The following is a 22,346-nucleotide window of genomic DNA, read 5'->3' on the forward strand; positions in this document are numbered from 1 at the left end:
CGATCAACCGATTTCCCGATACATGTTATCGTTGTGTTAGGAAACGCAGCCACAGATAGTGGGCTACAACCGCCGATTTCCCGGGATCTGTTGACATTCCAGCAACAACTTATCACTCAGTTACGAAAGGGAATTTTTATGTGAATGTAGATGTATCCGTTTAGCATGGTACTAGCCAACAGGCGACAGTTCCTAACGAGTGGTCTGGCGGTCGGAACAGGATTGGTTGCCGGATGTCTCGGTGGCGATGACGACGCGAGAGATCTTTCGATACACACTGCCGGTGAAGGAGCCTCTCATTACACGAAATCAGCGCCACTCGTGGAGTTGTTACCGGAACACACCGAAGATCCACCGCTGTCGGCAACCGTGAGTACGTCGGACGGTTCCGTGGCAAATATCCGAAATTTGGACAACGGTGAGATCGATATCGGAACGACCGTCGACCAGATCGGACATCTGGCGTACAACGGCGAGGTACCCTTCGAAGACGAAATCGATATACGGTGTATCATGCGCTCGGAGGTCGTCGCACAGTACTACGTCGTGCGAGACGACTCGGAGATCGAAACGATTTCCGACTTAGACGGCGTGACGATGACCTCGGGACCGGAGGGAAGTGGCACGCACGGTCAACACGACACACTGATGGACCACTACGGTCTCGAAACGGACGATCAGTATATGGGCTACGGCGAGGGGCTTCGGGCCCTTCGTGACGGGGACCTGGATGCGTTCTTCGGACACCACGGATCCGACACGATGAACGCCTTTGCGACGGACGGTGACGAGCTCCGAGTCCTCGGATGGACCGAAGATGAGTTCGACAGTATGCAAGAAGTGTTCCCGTGGACGGCGAGAGCGGAAGTGACGCCGGATATGCTCGAAAACTACGAGGAGACCGAGCTGGCGATGGGGACGAACAGTTTCTGGGTGACGATGCCGGAGATGGACGACGACGTCGTCTACGAGATGACGAGAGCGATTCTGGAAAATCCGGAACCGATCCAGGAATCCAACGTCAATTCGGAGAATCTCGAAACGGAATGGGCGTACTACGACTTCGGTGTCCCCTATCACGACGGGTCACTCGAGTACTTCGAAGAACACGGTCTGATCTGACCGGCCATGGACACTGCCCTGAATTCGGCGGACGAACAGCGAGTTGGCGGGGAGGCGACCATACTCCAGCGGATAATCGCAGTGGGAGTAACGCTATTTACCCTGTACGTAGCCCTGACGCTGCAGTTTAACTCGTACCAACAGCTGGGAACCTTTCTCCTGTTGACGTTGGTATATCTGTTTGTGAAATTTCCGCTGAGAGAGGAGATCAGTTACGATGTCTTGCCAAGCGACAGCTACTACGACTGGATAGATCGCGCCTTGATCGCACTCTCTGTGGTGTCGTACGGCTACTTGATCGTGTTTTCACAGCAGGTGATCGAACAGGCAGGGACAGCGACGCCGACGGAGATCGTCCTGGGGATATTCGCAATAATCGTGGTGGTAGAAGCGACGAGGCGGACGATCGGATGGGCGATACCGATCCTCGCGGTGTTCTCTCTGTTGTACCTGTTTATTGGTCCGCTGTTTCCCGGCGTGTTCAGACACTCGGGGTACTCCTTAGAGCAGATGGCGACGCAGATCTACGTGAGCTCACAAGGGCTGTTTTCGTTCCCACTGGCGGTCATGTTCGACTACGTGTTCGTATTCGTCTTGTTCGGGGCGCTGTTGGAGATCTCAGGCGGCGGAAAGATGTTTTTGGATCTCGCGAAGGTGCTGTTCGGAAAGGTAACCGGCGGACCCGCAAAGCTCACCGTGTTCGCCAGTGGCTCCATGGGGATGATCTCCGGAAGTGCGGTTGCGAACGCGCTAACGACGGGAGCCTTTACGATTCCGACGATGAAAGACCAGGGGTACGAACGAAACTTCGCGGCGGGAGTCGAAAGCGCTGCCAGTGCTGGCGGTCAGTTGCTCCCTCCCGTTATGGGCGCTGCTATTTTTATTATGATGGATATCACTGCGATCGACTACGTAACGATCATTGAACGGGCACTCGTTCCAGGATTGCTGACGTTCTTCTGTGTATACATGGTCGTTCATTTCCAGAGCGTCAAGATGAATCTGGTCGGACTGCCTGACGAGATGATCCCGGATCGCAGGTCGGTTATCTCACGATTGTATTACTTCGTTCCGCTGGTTATACTGGTCTATCTCCTATACACGGGAATGAGTGTCCGCCGGTCGATCGTCTACTCGCTGGCGATCCTGCTGTTTATCACGTTCATTCCGAAAGACGCGAGGCTGTACGACCCGAGATCCGAATCCGATACGCTGATGTCAAACTCGTTAGTTGATGGGATAGAGCTCGCCTGTAAGCGTGCCGCGCCGATCATCGTGGCTGCGACCTGTATTGGTATCGTACTCGGCGTTATCGGATTGACGGGGCTCGGACTCGCCATTTCATCGGTGGTGATGGATCTAGCGGGGACACACCTGATGATGGCCCTGCTCGTGACGATGGTACTCTGTATCATATTCGGAATGGCAACCGATACGGTAACCGTCTACATTCTACTGGCGATTCTCGTCGCACCGTCGCTGGTCCGAATCGGCCTACCGGAGTTGACGGCGCACCTCTTTATCTTCTATTTCGGTATGATGGCGATGGTCACACCGCCAGTTTGTATCGCCGCATACGCCGCATCAACGATTGCAGAGAGCCATCCGCTCAAGACCGGCTTCTGGGCCTGGAAGCTCTCACTGGGTGCGTTCTTGCTGCCGTTTGCGTTCGTTTACGACGAACGGCTTCTCCTGATTGGGTCGGCCGACGGAATTGCCATTGCGATACTCACTACATCGATCGGGTTCGTTGCTCTCGCCGCGGCAATCGTTGGACACATCTACACGGGAATATCTCGCATCGAACGCGGGATGTTAGTTGGATCCGCACTGTTGCTCATCCATCCGAGTCTCACGTTGAACGCCGTCGGTCTGCTCGTCGGATTGGTCGGCGGATATCGCCAGATCAGAAGCCGGCTGAAAGACGAACACCTCCGTTCGACGCCAGCAAAAAGTGATTAAAGCTCGTCGATCACGCAGGCGAACCGAGTTCACTAATCGCTCACCGGTCCACACAGGCTACGACCATGCCGACGAAGACGCGAGACCGGTTACGCTGTGCCGGCGATAACGACCGGAACCGGGCTATCCAGCGTCACGTTTTGGGTCACGCTGCCGAAGAGAGCCTTGCCGACCGGCGTGCGCTTTCGAGCGCTCATGACGATCGTATCGACATCGTCGTTTTCTGCAACCGCCAAAATAGTCTCTGCCGGATCGCCGTGTTCCCGACGTGTCGAAACGGACACACCGTTCTCGGTGAGATACGCCGCCGTCGCTTCGAGGCTCTCCGGTGGCTCCGAATTCTCGAACAGTTCCTCGGACTCGAGGCGACCACCGTCGAGATCCTGTACGTCCCGCTCCGCGAACACACTCAGGACGGTTACGTCGATCTCGTCGGTCACACTAGGTAATGAAAGGACTGCATCCGCCGCTGCGCTCGCTCGGTCCATGTCCGGATCGACCGGGATAAGAACACGATACATGTCCTCATACTGTACGTCGAAGGCCTTGAACTAACTGGTCCAGAAGAATAGTTAGTTATCTGTCAATTCTTCGCTCTGACTCGACATCTCTCGGTCGGAAAGCAATATCGAGCATCGCCCACTGGGCCGTGACACAGGCCGTTTCCGGTGAAAATACCCTCGAGCGGTCGTGAAACAGCTTTGAGCCCGCGAATCACTATCGGGTACGGCCGCCGCCGGTCACTCGGAGACGAGCGGGAAAATCGGTTCACCGACGACGATAACCTCGAGTCGGAGTTATTGCAGTGATTGGCCTTTCGTCTCCGTCCCCCACGTGAGGATGAGCACGGCACCCGCTGCCATCCCGATGGCAAAGGGAGTCAGCGCGACGAAATAGCCCCACGTGACGAGGAGGCCGGCCACGATCGGACCGCTGATCGACGCGATCTTACCGATACCGCTTGCGAATCCAAACCCAGTTCCACGCACTTCGGTCGGGAACAGTTCTGCGGTATAGGCGAGCATCGGTCCCCACGCCCCAATCAGGAAGAAACTCGCCAGAAAGAGACTCAACAGCGGGTGTACGACCTCGAGTCCGGCGATCGACCAGCCGGCCAGTTCGGTTGCGAAGGTAAACGTAAAGACGCCAGCCAACAGCAGGTAGCCACCGATCGTGTACATTCGGCCGATCCTGTCGATCAGATACGCCGCACTGAGGATTCCGGGCAGTTGCGCGATGGCGACAAGAAACAGTTGCCCGTAGAGATCGCCGCCGACGTTTGCCGCCTCGAGCGTGTCGGGAAGCCAGATGAAAATACCGTAGAATCCGAAGTTGATGCCGAACCACGAGAGTGACGCAAGAATCGTCCGTCGACGCAGTCCCGGTTCGAACAGTCGAGCGAAACTGGCACTATTACCCCGATCGGATCGCGTTGCAGTAATTGCCGATGCGGAATCCCCGTTTTCGCCCGCGATATCCTGGACACGTGCGTTCGCATCGTCGAGACGATCGTCCGAGGCGAGATAGTACGGCGTCTCCTCGAGTCTGCGAATTACCAGGACGAGCACGGCCGGAAGCGCCGCACCGAGGAAGACGAACCGCCAGGAAGCGACGCCGAGGATCGTTCCATCGGTGGCGAGAACGTCGAGACAGATCCACGCGAGGACGACCGCCAAAATCGTCCCGATCGGCCAGAACATTTCGAAATAGACGATATACCGACCGCGATGGCGCGTCGGAAGGTGTTCGCTGAGATAGGAGACAGTGATGGTCGTCGCCCACCCGACGCCGAACCCGGTGAGGAGTCGAAAGGCGAACAGTGAGTAGAACCCGAGCGAAAGCGCAGTCAATCCAGCGAACAGTGAGTAACAGAGAACTGCCCACTGGAGGCCGGAAACGCGTCCGACCCGGTCGGCATACCAGCCGCCGAACCAGCTTCCGAACATGATGCCAACAAGGGCGCTGCTTCCGAGTAATCCGGCTGCAACGCCCGAAAGAGACCAACTATCTATCAGGGCCGGGAGGACGAACGAGATAGAGAGGATTTCGACGGCCGTAAAGCACAGGGCACAACCGGTAATGAGCAGCAATCGCCGGTGAAACGACCCCGTCGAGAGATCGTCGACGACGTCGCTGACGGTCGTTTCATCAGACATCGTCGAACGAACTCTGCGTTGGTCGGTCCCGTCGGAACCCATCGTTGTCCATTCGGTCCATCCGGTTCCATCGGTAGCTGGCGGTACTGGCCGGTCCGCTAGTGCTTTGGCAAGCCCGCACTGCAGGGTCGAATTCGGTGGTGTGGTCCGAGTCGACCCTGCAGTCGACGCGTGTCGGAGTACTAGAGACGACCCGAGTTTCGAGCAGTCGGATACAGCAGGGAAGACTGGTGGCGTTCATCGATAGGACAGTGGTTTAGACAAGAGGAAAGTAACATTTTCTATCGCCGGTTGACAAGAGATAGCATCGGTGCGAGCGTTTCGACGGAACGTCCGGGCGAAAACGAGTGATGAACTACGTTAGGCCGTGAGGACCGGCATCGAAACCGAGCTTCGGCGGGAGTTGTCCGATTCAGCGTATGATACGGTTTGCGATGACTGATTGCCGGTCAGTCGTCCGTCGATGTGCGATCAGTTGTCGGTATCGCGGAGGTCGGACGCGAGTTGGCGCCACTCGCGACCGGATTCGCGGGCCATCTCGACGAGTTCCTCGGGGGCAACGTGGTATGGCGGTCGAACCGGGCCGGGGTCGATATACCCAGCACCCTCGATTCGGGCCTTCTGTAGCGGAATCGTGTACAGCCCGTAGAGGTCGTCGTGGCGGACGTTCATCGTTTCCGGGTAGACCGCTTCCGGACCGACCTGTGGATAGAACTTCTCGTTCGTCTTGTTGATCCGGTAGTTCAGTTCGCGTGCGGTCTCGTCGTCGCCCTCGGTGATGGCGTCCCGAAGTCTGAGCGCCGGCAGGGGATCACACGATGCACTCCCCGACCAGGCCGCGTTCGCGTGTTCGGGCGCGAGTTCGTTCGCGATGTACCACTTTCGCTCGATCGGCATCAGCTGAACCGAATCGCCGACGGAGCTGACGGCGTCGCGCCATCCCGCGTCGACTGCACCGTATTTCGCACCGACGACTTGTGGGATCTCGGCGAGTTCCTCCCAGAGTTTCGGCGTCAGCCGATTCTTGAACGCCGGCGGGTTGTGGTAGACGATGATTCCGAGCTCCGGGACTGCCTCCGCGACGTGGCGATGGAACTCGACGGTCGCCTCCGGCGAGAGCTCGAGCCACATCGGCCGGCCGAGCAAGACGCCGTCGGCACCGACGTCGCGGGCGTACTTCATACGTCGGATCGTCGATCGGGTGTTCAGCGTGGTCGGACCGGCGATAACCGGCACGTCCCCGTCGACAGCCTCGACGACGATTCGAGTGAAGTCCTTCCACTCCTCTTCGGTGAGCGTCGCCGCTTCACCGAACGTCCCGTTGATCATGATGGCGTCTACGCCGTCGTCGGCGAGTTGCCGAGCGCCGCGTTCTGCTTCCTCACGGTCGAGCGTGTACTCGGCCGCTGGATCGCTCGCGTCGGCCGTCGCCGGCGTTGGCATGATCGAAAAGATACCCTCTACGTCTTCGTACTCTAATCGCTGACTTCCCATACACCCCTAGTGGAGTAACTAAGGCTATAATAATTTGGATACGCGAGCGAGACCGATCCGGAGATGGGTTCGATCGGGACCGATCGCCAGTCGTTCCCGATGACGACGCTGGTCTTCGGGGTGGAATCAGTCAGTGGCTGGCGCGAATCGATCCGTTTCGACCGACACGACGGCCGAACCGGTCACCGCAACCGACCCGTCTCCCGTGTGTGCCGCTAGGTCGAGTTCGACCGCCGACGTCTCGTGGTCGACGGCCGAAAGCGTCGCGGTCACGGTGACGGTATCGGTTTCGAATACGAACGACTCGTACCGAACGTCCAGCGTCCGGAGGTCGGCCGACGAATCAGCGATCTCGAGTGCCGTCTGTGCCAGATACTCCGCGTTGATCGGTCCCTGGTTCACCCGGCCGGGGTAGCCACACCGTTCCGTGTAGGCAGGATCGAAGTGAATCGGGTTTGGATCCCGGAGGACCGCAGAGAGCAGTTGCATGGACGACGGATCCACGTCGAACACCCGTCGTGCGATCGTCTCGCCGACCGAGCACTCGTTCAGATTCGTCGAACCGTCCGCCTCACTCCGGTGAGATTCAGCCTCGTCGCCACTCGAGGGGCTCGACTCGTCGGCGGCGAAACCGGTGCCCTCATCGCCGTCGTCGGAAGCGTCACCCTCGTCGTCGCGGACGATCAGATCCGTCTCGAGTTCGTACGCCGGCTCTCCGTCCTCGGTCGTTACGTCGTACGTGATCGTGACGACGTGAAAGGAGCCCTGACCACCGGTGATGTGGGAGACGTTCGTCACCGACGCCTGCGCTCGATACGTCTCGCCGACGCGTATCGGGCGCGCAAACGAGAATCGATGGCCACCGAGAAACACCGAGAGGTCGCTCCAGTCGCCGCCCCGGAGCGTCTCCTCGATCGTCGAGAGCGATGTGGCTTCGCGAGCGATAGCGACGCCGGTACTCGGTGGCGCGGCCCAGCCGGTCTCGTCTGCCGCCGCCCCAGTCCCGGGCGCAGTCGCTTTGGACCAGAGGTACGCAAGCCACGGCTCGAGTGTCGTCGAACCGCCCTCGAACGTCCGGCCCTCGAGCTGCGCTGGGTCGACGCTCATCGGTCGAGATAGTAGAGGTCGCCGTGCATGAGCTCCCTCGCGGTCCGATCGACGGAGACGGCCTCGACGGACTCTCCGTCGCGTTCGACGCCGACCCACATCGTCCCCTTCGGGTGTGCGATGGTGACCTCGCCGTCGGTCGACGCCTGGCAGAACTCGTTGGGGATCGTTCCCTCGAACACTCCCGCCGTCGCAGTACACATCGCTCCGGTGACGGCGTAGGCGTGGTGGGCCTTTTGCATCGACATGATTCGGGCGAGCAGGTCGTACTCCTCGGTCTCGATCGTCTCTCCGCCGACCGTCTCGTACGACTGGGGCTCGCCGACGATCGTCATCTTCGGAATCCCGGGACTCTCAGCGGTCGCGTCGGCGGCGTCGTCGACGAATCCGAGTCGCTCACACGCGGCGCTTCGGACGCGTTCGAGGCGCTCGAGGACGGCCTCGTCGCTGTCGATCGTCGCTGGCGTTTCCGCAGCCGTCAACGAGAGATCCGACGCGCGGGCGAACACACACGGGTTCGACACGTCGACGAGCGAGACCTCGAGCGATCCGACGCCGGGGACGTCGAGGGTGTCGATCCGGTTCCCCGTCGGGAAGACGGCGTCGGTGACGGAGCCGCCGGGGTCGAGAAACCGCGAGCGAATCCGTGCGCCGGTTCCCGGAACGCCGTTGACGGTAAACTCGCCGCGATACCGGGGATTGCCCTCCTCGTCGACCGGAAGCGTCTGCTCGACGACCGTTCCGGTGTTCTCGTTTCGAAGTCGGAGCGTCGCTTTCCCGTCCGAGTCAGGCTCTGCGGTCGCGACGCCGCGCTCGAGGGCGAACGGACCGATCGCAAACGAGAGATTCCCGCAGTTGCCACCCCAGTCGACGACCGGTTTCTCGATCCCCACCTGTCCGAACAGGTACTCGACGTCGATGTCGTCGTCGCCGGGTGAGATAATCATCGCCTTGCTCGCAGTCGAGTGTGAGCCGCCGACGCCGTCGACCTGTTTCGGGTCGGGGCTACCGAACGTCTGTAACAAGAGATCGTCCCACCGGTCTCTGTCCGCCGGCAACTCACGTTCTCTGATGTATACGCCCTTACTCGTCCCGCCGCGAAACAGACTCGCCGGGAAGTACTGTTGTGCCATCATACTGGGATTGCTTCGCATAGATAATAATAACGACGGACTCACCCTGTGTCTCGAGTTCGCTCGGTAGGGCTACTGAATCCGGTGGGCCGTGCCGATCCATCGGTCGAACCCGGTGGCGAGTTTCGATCCGTCGACCGGTCGGTCCGTCAGTGAACGAACGGGACAATACATATGATGGGAGAGCGTGATACCGACCCATGACCGACGACACGAGCCGAAAACGCGAGGCCGCAGCGGCGTTCGACGAGAGCGCATCCGAGTATCTAGAGAGCGACGTCCACCGGGCTGGCGATGACCTAGCCCAGCTCGCGTCGTGGTGTAGCGAGGCGAACCGGGCGCTCGACGTCGCAACCGGTGCCGGCCACACCGCCGGCGCCATCGCTGACCAGGGCGTCGAACACGTAGTCGCCACCGACGCGGCACCGAAGATGGTCGAGACGGCGACGACCGAGTTCCCCATCGCTGGCGTCGTCTCCGACGCCGAACGACTCCCGTTTGCCGACGGCAGTTTCGACGCCGTCGCCTGTCGGATCGCCGCCCATCACTTCCCCAACCCCGAAGCGTTCGTCGAGGACGTCGCCCGCGTGACCGCTGACGGCGGGGTCTTCGCGTTGGAGGACAACGTCGCTCCCGCGGAGTCCGAACTGGATGGGTTCCTCAACGAGGTCGAACGGCTTCGGGACCCGACGCACGTCCGCTCTTACACCGAATCCGAGTGGCGTCAGTGGCTCACCGAGGCCGGGTTCGACGTCGAAGAACGGCTGTTACTCTCGAAAGAGATCGACTACCGTGACTGGGTTCGCCAACTCGAGACGCCGGCCGAAAACCGGGCACAGCTACGCGAGGCGTTCGCCGATCCGCCAGCGGGAGCGTCGGAACTGTTCGATATTACGTACGAGGACGGAGAACTGGTCTCCTTTTCGAATCTGAAACTACTCGTTCTCGCCAGACGTTAGGGCCTGGATTCACTCGAGGTCTGCACCGATGGCCTCCTCGAGCGAGTCGAAGCCGTCCCGGCGGAGCAACTCGACGAGCCCGCGGTTGATCTCGCGGGCGAGCGACGGACCGCGGTAGACGAATCCGGTGTACACCTGCACGAGTGACGCGCCGGCCCGGATCTTCCGGTATGCACCCTCAGCGTCGTCGACGCCGCCGACGCCGACGATCGGCAGCTCCGTCAGCTCCGCCAGCGTCGCGACGGTTTCCGTCGCCGCGGACTCGAGTGGCTCGCCGCTGACCCCTCCCCACTCGTTTCGGTGGGTGTCGGTCAACTCGTCGTGGTCGGTCGTCGTGTTCGTCGCGACGATGCCATCGATCGCGAACTCTTCGACGATCTCGACGAGGTCGGCGAGGCTGTCCCGGGTCGAATCGGGGCCGACTTTCACCAGCAGTGGCTTGTCGTTCTCGTTTTCGTCCTCGAGCGTCGAGAACACCTCGCGGAGGTGGTCGGGGCTTTGTTCGTCGTAGTCCTCGGGCGTGTTCGGACAGGAGACGTTGAGGACGAAGTAATCCGCCTGTTCGGAGAAGCGATCGAGCACGCGTCGGTAGTCCTCGATCGCCTCGTGTTCGTCCGAGCTGTTCATCTTCCCGATGTTGACCGCGACCGGAACCTGTGGCGTTCCGTGCGTCTCGAGTCGGTTCGCAACACGGTCTGCACCCTGGCTGTTGAACGCCAGCCGATTGATCATCGCCTCGTCGTCGGGAAGCCGGAACAGGCGAGGACGTTCGTTCCCCGGTTGCGGATACGGCGTGACGGTCCCGACCTCGGCGAATCCGAAGCCGAGATCGGACAGACAGTGCATCACCTCGCCGTTCTTGTCGAAGCCAGCGGCCACCCCCACCGGCGACTCGAAGGGCAACCCGAACCGTTCGATCTCGAGCATCGGGTGGCGATAGCGGTAGTTGTACCGGATTGCTCGTCTGAGCGTTCCCGACGACTGTGCCGACGCCATCGCTCGCTTGCCGAGATTGTGCGCCGTCTCGGCCGGCAACGCGAACAGGAGCGGGCGGGCAGATTCGTAGAGCGTCATTGTCCCTCCCTTCGCAGCCACGAACAAAACTCGTTCGACTTTGACGGACCGGACAGCGCGTGTGACCATCAACCACGCCTGCGAGCACGGGCACTGAAAACGTTATATAGCCGACAGATATGTCAACGAATAATGGAAACTATTAATCCGCTGTTCTCCGAACCTTCGACTGACCATGGCAGAGTTTGGTATTAACATCAACAATCGCGAACCACTTCTGGTCGAGAGCTATACGGTCGAACGTATGCTCGACCTGGGCGAAGCGGCAGGTGAAAACGGCTTCGACTCGGTCTGGGTCGGCGACAGCCTCCTCGACAGACCGCGTCTCGAGCCGATCAGTCTTCTCGGGAATCTCGCGGCACGCACGGACGACGTCAAACTCGGGACCGGGTGTATGATCACCCCCCTGCGTCACCCAGTGCAGTTCCTGCAGGCCTGGAACAGCCTCGAGATGATCTCCGACGGGCGGATGGAGCTCGGTGCCTGTATGGGTCCACCGACGCCCGGCTGTAAGGAACAGTACGAGGTCCTCGACCTCGATTACCGCAAGCGCGCGAAGATGCTCGAAGAGCAACTCGAGATCTTCAAGCAGTTCTGGCGTGAAGGCGAGTTGAACTACGACGGCGATATCTATCAGTTCGACGACGTCGACTTCCGACGCGGGCCGGAGATCCGGGATCTGGCCCCCGTCCAGGAAGAGCCACCGATCCTCGTCGTGAGCAATCCGGCACACCACGACTCGGGCTCCGACGACGTCATCAACCGCGCAGCCAAACGAATCGTCGAACTCGGCGACGGATGGATGGCGGCTGGCCTCTCCGACGCACCGGAGGAGTACGCACGACAGTGGCAGAGCATCGTCGATTACGCCGAAGCGAACGGTCACGACCCCGACGACGTCCACACGACGTTCCAGGTGACGATGACCATCGACGACGACACTGACGCTGCCGACGAGAAGATGGACGAGTACATCCAGACGTACTACCCACAGCTCTACAAGGGCAAGGACCCAGCCGAATGGGGACCAAGCGGTGACGCCAACGACCTCATCGAGTGGATCGAGGAGTTCCACGAGAGCGGCTGTGAGGAGTTCATCATCCGATTCGGTGGCGAAGACCAGTTCGAGCAGATGGAGAAGTTCGCCGACGAAGTCCTTCCCGCGTTCTAAGACGCGGACACGACGACTCAGTCGCCGCGGTTTTCTTCCTAAGAGTGTGCGCCTCGCGAGCGGTGGTGTTGAACGTCGCGATCACCGTCGCCCCCTGGTGCGTTCGAACGGTCGGACGCGGAATCAGTCGGCGTCGACGAGCGCGTCGATTTCGGCCTCGCTGTAGCCCGCCGCCGCGAGGACTTCCCGCGTGTGTTCGCCGAGAGCCGGCGGCCCGTCTGTTGCCGGCTCGACCGGCGGCTCCGTCTGCGCCGGAAATCCGATCCGGCCGTCGACCACCAGTTCGCGTTCGCGTGCGTGATCGCTTTCGAGCGCCTCCTCGAGCGTGTTCACGGCAGCGATGGGGGTTTCTTCGTCGGCGGCCTCGAGCCACGCCGACTGACTCCGCGCCGCGAAGATGTCGACGACCTCCTCTCGGAGTGCGTCCCGTACCGCCGGGTCGGGCGAACAATGTTTCTCGCGGAGGTCCGGGCGATCGATGAGGTCGCAGAACCGGTCCCAGAACTGCGGTTCGACCGCTGCCAGCGTCACGTACCGACCGTCTGCAGTTTCGTAGACGTCGTAGCACGGATACAGCCCGGTAAACGGTTCGGGTGGGCGCGGGTCGGTACCCGCGAGCGCTGACGGTGCGTACGACTGGCTGAACGACAGGAGGACGTCGAGCATACTGACGTCGATGTAGGATCCGTCGCCAGTTCGTTCCCGAGAGAGCAACGCGGTGACGATCGAAAACGCGGCGAACAGCCCGCCACCGATATCCGAGACGCTGAACGGTGGCGGCGTCGGTCGCTGTTCTGTCGACCGGCGCGAGAGGTCGACCAGTCCGCTCAGTCCGGCAAACGTCAGGTCGTGGCCCGGTCGGTCGCTGTACGGCCCGGACTGTCCGAACCCGGAGAGCGAACAGTAGACGAGGTTCGGTGCGATCGATCGAAGCGTCTCCTCGTCAGCACCGAGACGCGACGCCACGCCGGGGCGATACCCCTCGATGACGACGTCGACGTCCGTGACGATGCTGTGTAACGCCTCCTGTCCCTCATCGGTTTTCAAATCCAGCGTGACACTTCGTTTCCCTCGAGAAAGCCCATCGAAGACGCCGTCGTCGGGCTCGACGAGCGGAACGGAGCGCAGCGGATCGCCATCCGGTGGTTCGACTTTCAGGACCGTCGCACCGAGGTCGGCGAGCAACTGCGTCGTGTAGGCACCGGGCAACAGCTGTGTGAGATCGAGGACGGTATACTCGTCGAGATGCATGTCACTCGTACTCGTCTACGTCGTGTTAGAGGTAACGCTACCGGCGTTGGAACCCGGACTGATACGGACCGATAGCAGCCACGGAACGTCACTGTACACCCGACCGGGATCGTCTGCTCGAGGACCGGAGAGTGGCCCGTTCGCCGGGCGCTGCCCACAAGCGGTGTGTTACTCGTTCAGATGTTACGATACTGCCGTGAGCGGACATACTTGACAGTTTGTGTATAAATACGTCCGATTAAAGAGTACAAAGCTGTGACCAATATATTTATTCTCTTGCTATAGTATACCAGTCGTATGGATATCGGAAGCATGGTCGGTCAAGCAGCCGACCGTTTCGGTGACCGCCTCGCAGTTGCCTGTCAGTCGGACGGTGAAACGCGAACGCGTACCTTCGACGAGCTAAACGCCGAGAGTAACCAGATCGCAAACGGGTTGCTCGATATCGGCATCGGGACGGGTGACGTGGTCAGTATCTACGCGCAAAACTCGATCGAGTTCGTCGAGACGTTCTTTGCGGCACAAAAACTCGGTGCGATCGTCATGCCGATCAACATCAGGTTGGACGCATCCGACGTGGAGTACGTTCTCGAGGACGCCTCCCCATCGTGTCTTCTCGCCGATTCGTCGCTTCTCGAGGAGCGCAAACAGGCAGAAGAGATACTCGCAGCCTACGACGCCCCGCTCTATACGTTCGGTGAATCCGAATACGTCTCCCACGAGGAACTGGTACACGGATCGACACAGAAGCCCGGACTCCCGGTCGACGGCGAAACGATCGACGGCTACTTCTACACGTCTGGCAGCACGGGGAATCCGAAGGGAGTGATTCACACGCACTCGGACCGCGTGATGGTCAACATGAACGTGATCAGTGAGCTTGGCCTTCGCCACAGCGACGTCAACGTCTTGCCCCTCCCGCTGTATCACAGCGGCCCACTGTACTCCGGATTCGTCCCGTTCCTCCAGTTTGGAATCCCGACGATCATCTTCGAGCAGTTCGATCCCGAAGCAACCCTCGAGGCGATCGACGAGTGGGACGCAACGGTACTCGGCGGCGTTCCAGCCCAGTACGACCGCCTTACGAAAGTCGACGACATCGACGACTACGATCTCGACTCGTTGCGGTTCTGGTGGTACTCCGGGGCACCGATGACCGAAGGGGTACTCGAGCGCTGTCGAACGCACCTCTGTGATCGTCACTCGGTCATCTACGGTGCGACGGAGGTCGGTCCGCCGGTTTCGATCCTTCCCCCGGAGAAAAGCCACGAGTATCCGGAGTCCTGTGGGACCGGACTCAGCCATCAGCGGATTCGGATCGTCGAACCGGACGGAGAGCCGGATCCGGACGCGACGGTCCCACCGGGGACGACGGGAGAACTCATCTGCAAGGGCGAGTCGGTGATGAACGAGTATCTGAACCTGGCGGAGAAAACGGAGAACTCGCTCGTCGACGACTGGTACTTCACCGGCGACCTCGCGATGCGAAACGAAGACGGCTACATCTGGGTCAAAGGCCGGAAAGACGGCATGATCATAAGCGGCGGCGAGAACATCTATCCGTCAGAGATCGAAAACGTCGTCCTCGAACACGAACGGGTCGACGACGTCGCAGTTCTCGGCGTCGAGCACGACGAGTGGGGTCAGACGCCCAAGGCGTACATCGTTCCGGTAAACGGCGATTCGATCGATCGGGAGACGATCATCGACTACTGTCGGAACAGTTCGCTCGCGGATTACAAGCGACCACGGGAAGTCGCGGTCGTTCCGGAGATCCCACGGAACTCGAGCGGTGGCAGCGTTCTGAAAGACGAACTTCGCTCACTCGAGTAACCCGGACCCTGCAGGGAGACGACGACCGCGAAACGCTTTGCAAGCGGCGTGTTTCGTACGGGTTGGGGTCCCCACGTACTGATGCACCCGCCCGGGGGTCGCAGGTGGACCGAAACTGACGGAGAATAAATCTATCACTCGATGCGATAGCCTCGGACCCGAAACATCGCGATCTGCGTTCCGTCTTCCTTCTCGACGACCACCCGCGTCCCGTTCAGTTGGGAGCTCTCGTGGATGATCCGGGCCGTCGCGATCAACGTGTCGCCCGGTTCGGCGGCCGAGAGAAAGGACGTGTTCGTCTCGATGCCGACGACCGTCTGTCCGTCTGCCTGCGTTGCGGCCGCTGCAGCAGCATCCGCGAGTGCGAAGATCACCGCCCCGTGGAGTTTCCCGTTGAAATTCACTACGTCTTCGGTGACGGTGAGCGTCGTCTCGGCGTACCCAGGTTCGATGGTGGCGAAGTCGATACCGAGCGTCCCGCAGAACGGATCCGCCCGGATGTGCTCTCGAGCGGCGTCTACGTCGTCTGTCATCCCCTGCGTGTTCTCTGAGCGACCAGTTGAATGTTTGGTCGGACCATACGACCCCGGACTCGAGAGTGACCACTGTTTATGACTCGAGGACGGTCCGATTCGGTGATGGTTGAACGATGGTAGCCGAGCGGAGTAAACCGACACTGTGTTGGGTCGATACCGTGATATTCGGGCGTACTGATCGAACACGATCCGTGGGGCCGTATTCGTCGGATACCCCCCATATAACGGCTGAGAGTACGGGAACGTTCGGGCAAAGGTAAATAACTAAGAGCATGGAGTCACATATGTGAATCTATGGCAACAGAGGAAGACTCCTGTCCACACGGCGACGTGGATAGATCAGCAGCCATGACGGACGATGTGACGACATCGTCCCGGGTTGAACGAATTCTCGACACTCATCGCGAGGCACTCCAAGACGGTCAGCTGCCGATGACCGTATACAACGACGAGGAGATCTTCGAGACCGAACTACACCGTATCTTCGGGCAGTGCTGGATGTTTATCGGTCACGAAACCGAAGTCCCCGAGCCCGGCGACTACGCCAAACGCTACATCGGCAAGGACCCGTTCATTTTCATCCGCGGCGAGGACGGTCAGATCCGGGTTCTGTTCGACAGCTGTACCCACCACGGCAGTCAACTCTGCAAGGCCGAACAGGGTAACAGCTCCCACTTCCGGTGTCCGTACCACGGCTGGACGTTCAAAAACACCGGCGACCTCGCCGGGATCCCCCTCCGCGACCAGGCCTTCGAGGGGCTCGATCCCGACGAGTGGGGACTCCACGAAGCGCCCCGCGTCGAAAACTACAAGGGCCTCGTCTTCGCGTCCATCGCCGACGAGGGCCCCTCCCTCGAGGAGTATCTGGGCGACTTCAAGTGGTATCTCGACGTCCACCTCGACATCGCGAAAGGCGGGATGGAAGTCATCGGCGAACCCCACCGCTGGCGAGCAGACAGCGACTGGAAGTCGGGATCCGACAACTTCTCGGCCGACAGCTACCACACCGGCGTCGCTCACCGGTCGGTGTTCGAAGTCGGCTTCGGTGACGAAGATATCTCGGGAACCGCCGGTCAGGAGACCCAGCGCCACGTCACCCACGCCGATTCGGGTTCGACGAGTCTCCGGCTGCTCGATCCCGAAGAGGAGATCTTCTTCGGCTACCCCGAGGAGTATATCACCGACGAGAACCTAAGCGACGAACAGTACGAGGTCGCCGCCGCCTGCGGAGCGGCGACGGGGACGATCTTCCCGAACCTCTCGTTTATCCACCTCGCTGCGACCAACGATCCGGACAAACCCCTCGACGGCTTCTTCAGCCTTCGTCAGTGGCAGCCGGTCGCCCCCGGCGAGATGGAAGCCTGGAGCTGGGTGCTCGTGCCGGCCGAAGCCTCCGAGGAGTACAAACAGCGGGCATACGACGTTGCCCTCGGGACGTTTAGCCCGTCGGGTAACTTCGAACAGGACGACTTCGCCGTCTGGGACGGTATCGCCGAGGCCGCCGGCACGGTGTTCGCCGACAAGCAAGACGTCCAGATGAACTACCAGATGGGGATGCCCGGCATCGGTAAAGCCGAAATCGACGAGGACTGGGACGGTCCCGGCACCGCCTGGGACGACAACCTCGAGGAGGGGACCTGTCGGACGTTCCACGGTAACTGGCAGAAAGCAATGAACGGCGAAGAAGTCGGGATGCGCTACCCGCGAGACCACATCTAAGCAAGATCCATGACCAACCAGATGACACACCAATCGGAACTCGAACGACACTACGAGTGCGTGTCGTTTTACAACCGCGAGGCCGAGTTGCTCGACGAGAAAGAACTCGAGCACTGGCTGGAGCTGTTGACCGAAGACATCAGATACGACATGCCGCTGCGAGTCACACGTGACCGTGGCTCGGACCGCTCGGAGTTCAGCGAGGAGGGCTTTAACTACCGAGAGGATCGGAGCACGCTCGAAGCACGGGTCGAGCGGTTTCAATCGGAGTTCGCGTGGTCGGAAGATCCGCCGACGCGAACCCGTCACTTCGTAACGAACGTTCGGGTAGCGGACGTCGACGGTGACGAGCTCTCGGTGAAGAACAACCTGCTGTTGTTCATGGCCCAGGGTGAAGAGGCCGACGGAACGACGGTGTCGGCCGAACGTCACGACGTGTTGCGACGTGTCGACGGCGAGCTCAAACTTGCCGAACGGGATATCCGCCTCGACCACACCGTCCTTCCGATGAAAAACATCTCGGTGTTCTTCTAATCATGTCCCGAACACGTACTACAGGAAACCCACTGTACGTGACCGCACACGACAACAGAGGCGTCGCCATTCAGAAGGTCCACACGCCACGCGGGGAACGGCTCAGGTTCGAAGCGCCTCGTCTGGGCGAAACGAACCATCTGGACGCGGTCGCCCTCGAAAGCGTGACGTGGCAGGACGCCGACGAGATGGCCGATCGCGCCCGCTCGGTCGACGCCGACGAGTCGATCGGGAGCGACACCGACTGGAACGACGGTACGTCCGAGCTAATGGTCGCAAACGAGTACGGGCAGGTCGTCCTCGAAAAGGAGGGCGATAGCGGTGTACACCTCACCGCACCCAAACTCGGCTACGACATAACGCTCGGTGTCGACGAACTCGAGTGGCTCACGGTACAGGACCACGAGACGTTCACCGAGTTCCTCGAACAGCCGTTCGGACCCGGTGACGAACACGACCACCACTAACGGGGTCTGTCGTACCGACATCCCGATACAATCGCAGATCGGTCGCGGGCACGCCGGGAGGAGTGGACGACAGACCGCCTGACCCGAGTTCGCTTGGGTCGCGTTCGCTCTCTACGAGCGATCTACGTGCCGCCACGCTGTGTGGAGGCCACCCAACGGTTACGGCTATCACGGCCGATCGCTCTGATCGAACGGAAACCAACCAGTTTACGAACATCGAAGCACCTACGAACCTACAGAGGAAAGAGAAACTATGTCAGGAGTTAAGAAAATAGAACACGCTGTACTGGAAGTAACTGATCTGGACGAAGCGGTCGAGTTCTACACCGACGTCGTCGGCCTCGTCGAACTCGAGCGCGCGGACGATGTCGTCTATCTCGGCTGTGGTCTGGACGAAAACTACGACCTCGGCCTGGTCGAGGGCCAGACCGGCGTCGAACACTTCGCACTGCGCGTCACGGCCGAGGAGATCGAGGAATACGAGAGTCGCCTCGACGATGCGGGCGTCGAGACCGAACGAGTCAGCGACGAACCGGGTCAGACCGACGGGCTCCGGTTTTCACTTCCCAGCGACGTCGAGATGGAGCTCGTGACCGTCGCCGACTCCTCGTATCATCATCCGGTCAAACCGGAGGGCGACCGTAACGCCGTCACCCCACGTGACCTCGACCACATCAACCTCATGACCCACGACGCCGACGCCGACCTGGAGTTCCTCGAGGAGCACCTCGATTTCGCCGTCTCGGACAAGATCGTCGGCGAGTCCGGGTTTACGATCCAGGCGTGGCTGCGCCACGGCCGATTCCACCACGACGTGGGCCTGTCGAACGGTAACGACGTCGTCCGGACGCTCCATCACCTCGCGTTCCAGATGGACTCCTTCGATCACATGAAGAAATTCTGTGACCGCCTGGCGAGCAAGGGCCACCGACTCGAACTCGGCCCGAGCCGCCACAACGCCGGTGGCAACCTCTTCGCGTACTTCTGGGCTCCCGGCGGAAACCGGATCGAGCTCACCGCGGAGATGGCGACGGTCGATCCCGACGCCGAGACCGGCATCCGCGAAATCGACCGCGAGACGAACACGGTCTCGACGTGGGGTGGGGTGGTCCCCACCAAAGAGTTCCTCGAGGAGGGATCGTAGATGGGCTGGCTCGACGGAAAAACCGCGCTCATCACTGGCGGTGGTTCCGGCATCGGTCGGGCCGTCGTGGACCGCTACGTCGAAGAGGGCGCGACAGTCGGAGTACTCGAACTCGACGGCGACCGAGTCACCGCGTTGAACGAGGAGTACGGCGACACAGTCCACGCCGTCCAGGGCGACGTCTCCGAGTGGGAAGACAACGAGCGTGCCGTCGCGGAGACGGTCTCGGAGTTCGGCAAGTTAGATATCTTCGTCGGCAACGCCGGCATCTTCGATAAGGTCGTCCAGTTGGCCGACCTCGAGCCGGACGAACTGGAGACGGCGTTCGAGGAGGTGTTCCGGGTAAACGTACTCGGCTACATGCTCGGCGCGAAAGCGGCACTTCCGGAATTGCTGAAGACGGAGGGCTGTATGGTGTTTACGGCGTCGTACTCGAGTTTCTATCCGGCGACGGGCGGCATGGTCTACACGCCCTCGAAACACGCGATCGCGGGGATTATTCGGGAGCTGGCGTACGAGCTCGCTCCGAAGATTCGCGTCAACGGGGTCGCACCGGGGTACAGTCCGACGAACCTCTCGGGCGTCGAGGCCCTCGGGCAGGGAGAGAGCGCAGCAGATCCCGACGAGATCGACGAGCGGTATCCACTGCGTATCCCTGAAGCCGAGGAGTACGCCGGCTACTACGTACTGCTCGGGTCGGAAGAAAACAGCCGCGCGTCGACGGGAGCGATTATCGAGGCCGACAGCGGCCTCTCGATCCGCGGTGCGGACGAACCGGCGGGCGGAACCGATCTATAGCGACGGGCGATCCACTCGCCTCGGTTTTCGAAAGGACGGTTACTCGACTCGGTCGTCAACAGCGGATTCTACTGCGCGTCGACCCATCACGAGCGCGTTCGCGAGTCCGCCCATGTAGTGACGGTTGTTTACGTTCCCGATGTCCACGCCAGCCGCATACAGACCTGTGATCGGTTCGCTTTCGACCGATTCGTCGTGGCCCTCGTCGACGAAAAGCGTCGACGGACTCCTGCGTTCGTCGAGGACGCGACCGCCCTCGTCGACGTGGAGTCCGCCCATCGTAAACGTAATGCCGGGCTGGACGGCCACGGCGTAAAACGGCGGCGTGTCGACGGGACGCTGGTAATCCGTTCGCGGCGGATCGAGTCGGTCGCCACACCCCGTCCGAACTGCCTCGTTGTACTCGTCGAGCGTTTCGACCGCGTTCGTACCGTCGACGCCTGCAGCGTACAGTTTCTCCTCGAACGCCTCGAGGGAGTCGGCGCGGATCACCTCGGCTCCTCGATCGGCCGATCGCTCGACGATCGTCCCGATGTGACCCATGCTAAACACCTCGTCGTCGTAGAGGTCGCTATCGAAGACGTAGTACGCGCGGCCGTCGGCCTCGTGTGCCGTATCCTGTGCCAGCGTGTGCTCGAGGTCTGACTCCGACTCGTCGGTAAATCGCTCGCCGCGTTCGTCGATCGCGACGGCGAAGGGTCCGTAGTACTGGGTCAACTCGAGATACCGGTCCGGTGTGACGTTCGCCGGTGGCGCGGCGAGGTTGTGACCGTAAAATGTCTCCATTCCGCCGGTCGTCTTCGCACCGACGTCTCGTGCGGCCGTCAGCCCGTCGCCTGTGCTCCACGGATTCGCTCGGAGCCAGAGGTTTTCGATCGCCGGCGTCACGTACTCCTGAAGAAGCCGTTCGTTCCCCTGGAACCCGCCAGTAGCGAGGACGACGGCGTCGGCCTCGATCTCGAGATCTTCACCGTCAGCGGTCGTCGCGTCGACACCGACTACCGTGTTCCCGTCGGTTCGAAGCGACCGCATCGGCGTTTCGACGAGAACCTCGCCGCCGCCGTCTTCGATCCGCGTTCGCAGGCGGTCCGTGAACGCTTCCGGCTCGATCTTTCCGCAGTTAGCGCCGGGAGTCGGTGCGACGACCGTCTCGCCAGTCGGTAACTCGACCGGCGGTTCGCGAACGGTCACACCCAGAGACTCGAGCCAGTCGAAGGCTGGATCGAGCCCCTCGACGATGGTTCGTTGGAGTTCGGGATCGCCACGAGGAACGTTCTCTCGTGCGTCGTCGATCGTCTCGTACGACCAGATCAGACCGGCAGAGAGATACATCGATCCACCTGGACGCGTTCCCTTCTCGAGGACGCATACGTCGGCACCGAGTTCTGTCGCACGAACACCGGCGACGAGCCCGGCCATGCCGGCCCCGACGATAACGACGTCACGCTGTCGTATCTCAGTTGTCATCGAGCGGATGTTCGGGGGCCTCGGATTTACGTTTTTTCAGTGAGCTCACGTTGTGGCCAGCCCAGTACTTCGACGGTCGAGACCAACGGATCGCAGCCGTGGCCATAGCGTGTTGTTGGTGTGCCCTTTACGGAGCCCGTGAGTGGACTCATACTGCTCGCTGTACCGACGTACAGTAGACCGTATCGGGTCTTCAGACTGGGTGCCGAGACCATCATAAATATTGTTCAGACAGCACCCAACAAACGGAAAAATATTCCGCTATTATCCAGACAGGGAGTTTTGATATCTTCAGGGGAACGGATGTAATAACAGACTTAGTGTGTTATATCCCTACTGGGACTTACTCGAGATTTGCCAGGAACCACCGAATATAACCGAATCAAACATCCCATGTATTATCCCCCGGATTTATATTG

At 60.6% G+C, this 22,346-nt stretch carries 19 protein-coding genes; 10 read left to right on the forward strand and 9 right to left on the reverse strand.

Annotation, left to right across the window (positions count from 1 at the left end):
* The first annotated feature begins 165 nt into the window (after positions 1-165).
* The gene (locus FYC77_RS07370; protein WP_162354484.1) at positions 166-1,122 is read left to right on the forward strand and encodes a TAXI family TRAP transporter solute-binding subunit; all 957 of its coding nucleotides are present in this window, start codon (positions 166-168) and stop codon (positions 1,120-1,122) included.
* Between the two features lie 6 nt (positions 1,123-1,128).
* On the forward strand, positions 1,129-3,084 hold the full coding sequence (locus tag FYC77_RS07375) for a TRAP transporter permease (RefSeq protein ID WP_149080867.1): 1,956 nt from the start codon (positions 1,129-1,131) through the stop codon (positions 3,082-3,084).
* A gap of 89 nt (positions 3,085-3,173) precedes the next feature.
* Here the strand turns inward: FYC77_RS07375 and FYC77_RS07380 are convergent, their stop codons facing one another.
* The 5 genes from FYC77_RS07380 to FYC77_RS07400 all read right to left on the reverse strand — a co-directional run bounded on the left by FYC77_RS07380 (position 3,174) and on the right by FYC77_RS07400 (position 8,977).
* A complete protein-coding gene (locus tag FYC77_RS07380; protein WP_149080868.1) occupies positions 3,174-3,605 on the reverse strand; it encodes a universal stress protein in 432 nt (143 codons plus the stop codon).
* A gap of 276 nt (positions 3,606-3,881) precedes the next feature.
* On the reverse strand, positions 3,882-5,240 hold the full coding sequence (locus FYC77_RS07385; protein ID WP_149080869.1) for an MFS transporter: 1,359 nt from the start codon (positions 5,238-5,240) through the stop codon (positions 3,882-3,884).
* A gap of 471 nt (positions 5,241-5,711) precedes the next feature.
* A complete protein-coding gene (locus FYC77_RS07390; RefSeq protein WP_149080870.1) occupies positions 5,712-6,734 on the reverse strand; it encodes a dihydrodipicolinate synthase family protein in 1,023 nt (340 codons plus the stop codon).
* Positions 6,735-6,860: 126 nt separating this feature from the next.
* Positions 6,861-7,841: an FAS1-like dehydratase domain-containing protein gene (locus FYC77_RS07395; RefSeq protein ID WP_149080871.1), complete on the reverse strand. Its 981-nt coding sequence runs from the start codon at positions 7,839-7,841 to the stop codon at positions 6,861-6,863.
* Positions 7,838-8,977, reverse strand: a complete 1,140-nt coding sequence (locus FYC77_RS07400; protein ID WP_202911787.1) for a 2-methylaconitate cis-trans isomerase PrpF family protein — start codon at positions 8,975-8,977, stop codon at positions 7,838-7,840. Before FYC77_RS07400 ends, FYC77_RS07395 begins: the two co-directional genes overlap by 4 nt.
* Before the next feature lie 197 nt (positions 8,978-9,174).
* Here FYC77_RS07400 and FYC77_RS07405 point away from each other — a divergent pair, with 197 nt between their 5' ends.
* On the forward strand, positions 9,175-9,933 hold the full coding sequence (locus tag FYC77_RS07405) for a class I SAM-dependent methyltransferase (protein ID WP_149080872.1): 759 nt from the start codon (positions 9,175-9,177) through the stop codon (positions 9,931-9,933).
* 9 nt (positions 9,934-9,942) lie between these two features.
* Here the strand turns inward: FYC77_RS07405 and FYC77_RS07410 are convergent, their stop codons facing one another.
* Positions 9,943-11,007, reverse strand: a complete 1,065-nt coding sequence (locus FYC77_RS07410; RefSeq protein ID WP_149080873.1) for a quinone-dependent dihydroorotate dehydrogenase — start codon at positions 11,005-11,007, stop codon at positions 9,943-9,945.
* 175 nt (positions 11,008-11,182) lie between these two features.
* On the opposite strand from FYC77_RS07410, the gene FYC77_RS07415 reads away from it, so the two are divergent.
* Positions 11,183-12,178: an LLM class flavin-dependent oxidoreductase gene (locus FYC77_RS07415; RefSeq protein ID WP_149080874.1), complete on the forward strand. Its 996-nt coding sequence runs from the start codon at positions 11,183-11,185 to the stop codon at positions 12,176-12,178.
* A 123-nt stretch (positions 12,179-12,301) separates the two neighbouring features.
* On the opposite strand, the gene FYC77_RS07420 is transcribed toward FYC77_RS07415, so the two are convergent.
* Complete coding sequence (locus FYC77_RS07420; protein WP_149080875.1) at positions 12,302-13,429, reverse strand: CaiB/BaiF CoA transferase family protein; 1,128 nt, start codon at positions 13,427-13,429, stop codon at positions 12,302-12,304.
* Between the two features lie 297 nt (positions 13,430-13,726).
* Between FYC77_RS07420 and FYC77_RS07425 the strand changes: the two genes are divergently transcribed.
* On the forward strand, positions 13,727-15,262 hold the full coding sequence (locus FYC77_RS07425) for a class I adenylate-forming enzyme family protein (RefSeq protein ID WP_149080876.1): 1,536 nt from the start codon (positions 13,727-13,729) through the stop codon (positions 15,260-15,262).
* Positions 15,263-15,396: 134 nt separating this feature from the next.
* Here the strand turns inward: FYC77_RS07425 and FYC77_RS07430 are convergent, their stop codons facing one another.
* Positions 15,397-15,795, reverse strand: a complete 399-nt coding sequence (locus tag FYC77_RS07430) for a PaaI family thioesterase (protein ID WP_149080877.1) — start codon at positions 15,793-15,795, stop codon at positions 15,397-15,399.
* A 435-nt stretch (positions 15,796-16,230) separates the two neighbouring features.
* On the opposite strand from FYC77_RS07430, the gene FYC77_RS07435 reads away from it, so the two are divergent.
* The 5 genes from FYC77_RS07435 (at position 16,231) to hcaB (ending at position 20,460) form a co-directional block, all read left to right on the forward strand.
* Positions 16,231-17,517, forward strand: a complete 1,287-nt coding sequence (locus FYC77_RS07435; RefSeq protein ID WP_162354485.1) for an aromatic ring-hydroxylating oxygenase subunit alpha — start codon at positions 16,231-16,233, stop codon at positions 17,515-17,517.
* Between the two features lie 21 nt (positions 17,518-17,538).
* Complete coding sequence (locus FYC77_RS07440; protein WP_149080879.1) at positions 17,539-18,051, forward strand: aromatic-ring-hydroxylating dioxygenase subunit beta; 513 nt, start codon at positions 17,539-17,541, stop codon at positions 18,049-18,051.
* 2 nt (positions 18,052-18,053) lie between these two features.
* The gene (locus FYC77_RS07445) at positions 18,054-18,518 is read left to right on the forward strand and encodes a hypothetical protein (RefSeq protein ID WP_149080880.1); all 465 of its coding nucleotides are present in this window, start codon (positions 18,054-18,056) and stop codon (positions 18,516-18,518) included.
* 253 nt (positions 18,519-18,771) lie between these two features.
* Positions 18,772-19,662 (forward strand): VOC family protein, encoded by an 891-nt coding sequence (locus tag FYC77_RS07450; protein WP_149080881.1) that lies wholly within the window; start codon positions 18,772-18,774, stop codon positions 19,660-19,662.
* Positions 19,663-20,460 carry a 3-(cis-5,6-dihydroxycyclohexa-1,3-dien-1-yl)propanoate dehydrogenase gene (gene hcaB / locus FYC77_RS07455; RefSeq protein ID WP_149080882.1) on the forward strand — a complete coding sequence of 266 codons (798 nt, stop codon included), beginning with the start codon at positions 19,663-19,665 and terminating at the stop codon, positions 20,458-20,460. It begins immediately after the preceding gene.
* A gap of 39 nt (positions 20,461-20,499) precedes the next feature.
* Here hcaB and FYC77_RS07460 read toward each other — a convergent pair whose 3' ends face one another.
* On the reverse strand, positions 20,500-21,927 hold the full coding sequence (locus tag FYC77_RS07460; RefSeq protein WP_149080883.1) for an FAD-dependent oxidoreductase: 1,428 nt from the start codon (positions 21,925-21,927) through the stop codon (positions 20,500-20,502).
* Positions 21,928-22,346: the final 419 nt, after the last annotated feature.

Source organism: Natrialba swarupiae (assembly GCF_008245225.1).
In the GTDB taxonomy this organism is placed as follows: Archaea; Halobacteriota; Halobacteria; order Halobacteriales; family Natrialbaceae; genus Natrarchaeobius; species Natrarchaeobius swarupiae.